A 3,625-nucleotide genomic window follows, 5' to 3' on the forward strand; every position below is an offset into this window, starting at 1 on the left:
TATTCACGGTGGCCGCCGAGAGACGAGTCCACTCGGCGATTTGGTCGCGCGTCGACGGTCCACCGACGCGGATCGCATTGAGCACCAGACTGGCCGGCGCCGATCCTGCACGCAGCCTGGCTGCGACCACCCCGGTGCCGATCATGGCGTCAATCTAGCAGCCGGGAGGAGCGGGCCTAGACTGATTTCATGACGCCAACCTCCCCCTCCGCCACGCGGAAGACCGCCGTCGTCACTGGCGCAAGCTCCGGCATCGGGGCAGCTACCGCGCGCGCACTCGCCCGCGACGGCTACGACGTGGTGGTGGGTGCGCGGCGTACCGATCGAATTGACGCACTGGCGAGCGAAATCGACGGCCGCGCAATGTATCTCGACGTCACCGACCCGGCGTCGGTGGAACGCTTCGTCGGCACCCTGGACCGCGTGGATCTGCTGGTGAACAACGCCGGCGGGGCGAAGGGCCTGGCCCCGATCGCCGAGGCCAACCTCGACGACTGGCGCTGGATGTGGGAGACCAACGTTGTCGGAACGCTGCGCGTGACGAAGGCGCTGCTGCCTGCGCTGATCGCTTCCGGTGACGGTCTCATCGTCACCATCACCTCGATCGCCGCGCTCGATGTCTACGACAACGGCGCCGGTTACACCGCTGCCAAGCACGCCCAAGGAGTGCTGCACCGAACGCTCCGCGGCGAGCTGCTCGGCCAGCCCGTGCGGCTCACCGAAATCTGCCCGGGCATGGTGGAGACCGAATTCTCTCTCGTCCGATTCGACGGTGATGCCGAGCGCGCGGACCAAGTTTATGCGGACCTCACCCCGTTGACTGCCGACGACGTTGCCGATGTCATCGCCTTCACCGCCTCGCGCCCACCGCACGTAAACCTCGATCAGATCGTGCTGAAGCCGCGCGATCAGGCCGACGCTCACCGCAACGTGCGCACCCGCCGCAACCGGTAGCTCTGGGCCGAGCCGCACAACACAGTGTCTATAGTGTGACTGCGCCCACAGTTTCTCTTCTGTCAACGGTTCTATTCACAACCGGAGCACCTTTCCACAACCCTCCCGAAAAGTCCCGAACCATCGCCGGAAACAGGCCTAATGTCACTCGCATGAGTCGGGGGATCGTGGAAACCATCACAAGCGATGCGGACCTGCTACGGGCGGGGGCCCACGGCGACTGCGCGTCATTTGACCGCCTGTTTCGTCGACACGAGAACTACCTGTGGGCGGTGGCCCTGCGCACAACTAACGACGCCGACGACGCAGCCGACGCGCTGCAGGAGGCGTACGTGAAAATCATGCGCCGGGCCGCCAGCTTCCACGCCGACGCCTCCGTGCAGTGCTGGATGCACCGCATCGTCGTCAATTCTGGGTTCGACCGGATCCGGCGCCGCAAGCACCACGACACCGACCCGCTGCCGATGTTCGACAACGACGTCGCCGACCGCGATGCGCCCGACTTCACCGCACACATCGATCTACGACTCTCTGTCGGCCGCGCCCTCGATGTCCTGCCCGATGGCCAGCGTGCCGCCGTCGTCGCTGTCGATCTGGAGGGCCGCTCCATCGACGAGACCGCTGACCTCCTGGGTATCCCGATCGGAACCGTCAAGAGCCGGTGCGCCCGCGGTCGCCTCAAGCTGGCCCTGGTCCTCGCACACCTGCGCGCCGACGACTGACATTTGTTAACGCCCGACCTATTCGGGAAAGTAGGCCAGCACGTCGGCGGTGCCGGAGAGTCCGAGTCGCGTGGCACCGGCAGCAATCAGCTCCGCGGCGAAGGCGCCGTCGCGAATACCCCCGCTGGCCTTCACCCCGGCGCGTCCCCCGACAGCGTCAGCCATGATGCGGACCGCTTCGACACTGGCGCCACCAGCCGGGTGGAAGCCGGTCGAGGTCTTCACGAAGTCGGCACCGGCGGCCACTACGCGCCGACACACCTCGGCAAGGCCGTCCGCTCCGATTCGCTCGAGCAGGACCGCCGACTCAACGATCACCTTCAGCACCGCGTCGCCGACACCTCCACGGACAGTGATCACGTCGGCGAAGACCTCGTCGTACCGGCCGTCCACGGCGGCGCCGATGTCGATCACCATGTCCACCTCATCGGCACCGGAATCGACAGCGAGTCGCGCCTCGGCCGCCTTGACCAGCGAATGGTGCTTGCCTGACGGGAATCCGACCACCACGCACGTCTTCTGCGCGCCGGTATCGATCGGCAGCATTGACGGCGAAAGGCAGACCGCAAAGGTGCCCAGTCGCGCGGCCTCAGCGGCCGTCGCGAGAGCGTCGTCGCGGGTGGCTTCCGGCTTCAGCAGGGTGTGGTCGACGAGGGCGGCGACGTCGCCGCGACGCAGAAGTTTCTCAGTCACCCCTCGAGCTTGGCACACTGGTCCGGGTGACTGACAGTAATGCCCCCCGCACCTTCGTCCTGACGCTGGGTTGCCCAGACCGTACCGGCATCGTCGCCGCCATCTCCGGCTTCATCGCCGAGATCGGCGGGTGGATCACCGAAGCGGCCTACCACTCGGATGCGACCTCCGGCTGGTTCTTCACCCGCCAGGCCGTACGCGCCGATTCGGTGCAGTTGCCAATCGACGAAATTCGCGCACGATTCGCAGCCGTCGCCGCTGAGTTGGGGCCAGCGACCGACTGGCGGCTGACCGACACCGGCGAGACCAAATCGGTGGTGCTGCTGGTGAGCAAAGACAGCCACTGCCTCACCGATCTGCTCTCGCGCGCCGAACGCGGCGAACTCCCGGCGCAGATCAGCGCCGTCGTAGGCAATCATCTCGACTTGGAACCGCTCACCACCCGGTTCGGAGTGCCCTTTCACCACGTCTCGTTCCCAGCGGGAGACCCGGACGGCAAGACGGCCGCATTCGAGCAACTGCGGCAGATCGTCGACACCCACGCCCCCGAGGCAATCGTCCTGGCCCGCTTTATGCAGATCCTGCCGCCGGATCTGTGCGCGGCGTGGCAGGGCCGGGCGATCAACATTCATCACAGCTTCTTGCCGAGCTTCATCGGCGCGCGGCCCTACCACCAGGCCTTCGACCGCGGTGTGAAACTGATCGGTGCCACCTGCCATTACGTCACTGCCGACCTCGATGCGGGGCCGATCATCGAGCAGGATGTGGGCCGGATCAGCCATGAGCAGACGCCCACCGATATGGTCCGTCAGGGTCGCGACATCGAGACGCTGGTCCTCTCCCGCGGCGTCCGCTGGCACCTGGAAGATCGCGTGCTCGTGCACGGCCGCAAGACCGTCGTCTTCGCCTAGCCCGGTCGCGCGGAGACACCGACCAGCCAGCGTCGTCAATCCTCAGGTGCAGCTGCCCGTTGACGTGCCGGACAGGTTCTGGGTCCCACTCGAGGCTGCCTGCAGATTCACGTTCTCACCGGAGAACGTGAACTCGATGCCCAGATCGGTCACTTTCAGCGAGTCCACCTTGATCTGCGCGAACAGCGGCCCGAACATCCCCTCGGTCACCTGATCGACGATCTGCTGCGCAAAGTCGGCGGGCAAGCCGATACCAAAAGTCTTCGCTTCCTGCACCGGGAACTCGACCTTGCCGTCGACGCTCGACGGCTTCATCACGACGGTGGCGGGCACGGAGACGAAGAC

General features: G+C 66.0%; 4 protein-coding genes and 1 pseudogene. 3 read left to right on the plus strand and 2 right to left on the minus strand.

Features of this window, described 5'->3' with window-relative positions:
• Positions 1 to 189: 189 nt before the first annotated feature.
• Positions 190 to 954, plus strand: coding sequence for an SDR family oxidoreductase (locus WAW85_RS00160; RefSeq protein WP_422557660.1), 765 nt, complete (start codon positions 190 to 192; stop codon positions 952 to 954).
• A gap of 152 nt (positions 955 to 1,106) precedes the next feature.
• On the plus strand, positions 1,107 to 1,676 hold the full coding sequence (sigM, locus tag WAW85_RS00165; RefSeq protein ID WP_422557661.1) for an RNA polymerase sigma factor SigM: 570 nt from the start codon (positions 1,107 to 1,109) through the stop codon (positions 1,674 to 1,676).
• Positions 1,677 to 1,694: 18 nt separating this feature from the next.
• Here sigM and deoC read toward each other — a convergent pair whose 3' ends face one another.
• Positions 1,695 to 2,369, minus strand: a complete 675-nt coding sequence (deoC, locus tag WAW85_RS00170; RefSeq protein WP_422557662.1) for a deoxyribose-phosphate aldolase — start codon at positions 2,367 to 2,369, stop codon at positions 1,695 to 1,697.
• A gap of 26 nt (positions 2,370 to 2,395) precedes the next feature.
• Between deoC and purU the strand changes: the two genes are divergently transcribed.
• Entirely contained in the window at positions 2,396 to 3,280 is an 885-nt protein-coding gene (gene purU / locus WAW85_RS00175) for a formyltetrahydrofolate deformylase (protein WP_422557663.1), read from the plus strand.
• Positions 3,281 to 3,322: 42 nt separating this feature from the next.
• Here purU and WAW85_RS00180 read toward each other — a convergent pair.
• Positions 3,323 to 3,625: pseudogene (locus WAW85_RS00180) on the minus strand (DUF2993 domain-containing protein); the annotation flags it as partial.

It is taken from the genome of Gordonia sp. (in: high G+C Gram-positive bacteria) (assembly GCF_049299075.1).
Classification (GTDB): domain Bacteria; phylum Actinomycetota; class Actinomycetes; order Mycobacteriales; family Mycobacteriaceae; genus Gordonia.

Excerpts from the sequence above, each read along its gene's own strand:
- sigM (WP_422557661.1), top strand. The coding sequence starts at position 1,107 with ATGAGTCGGGGGATCGTGGAAACCATCACAAGCGATGCGGACCTGCTA.
- WAW85_RS00160 (WP_422557660.1), top strand. The coding sequence starts at position 190 with ATGACGCCAACCTCCCCCTCCGCCACGCGGAAGACCGCCGTCGTCACT.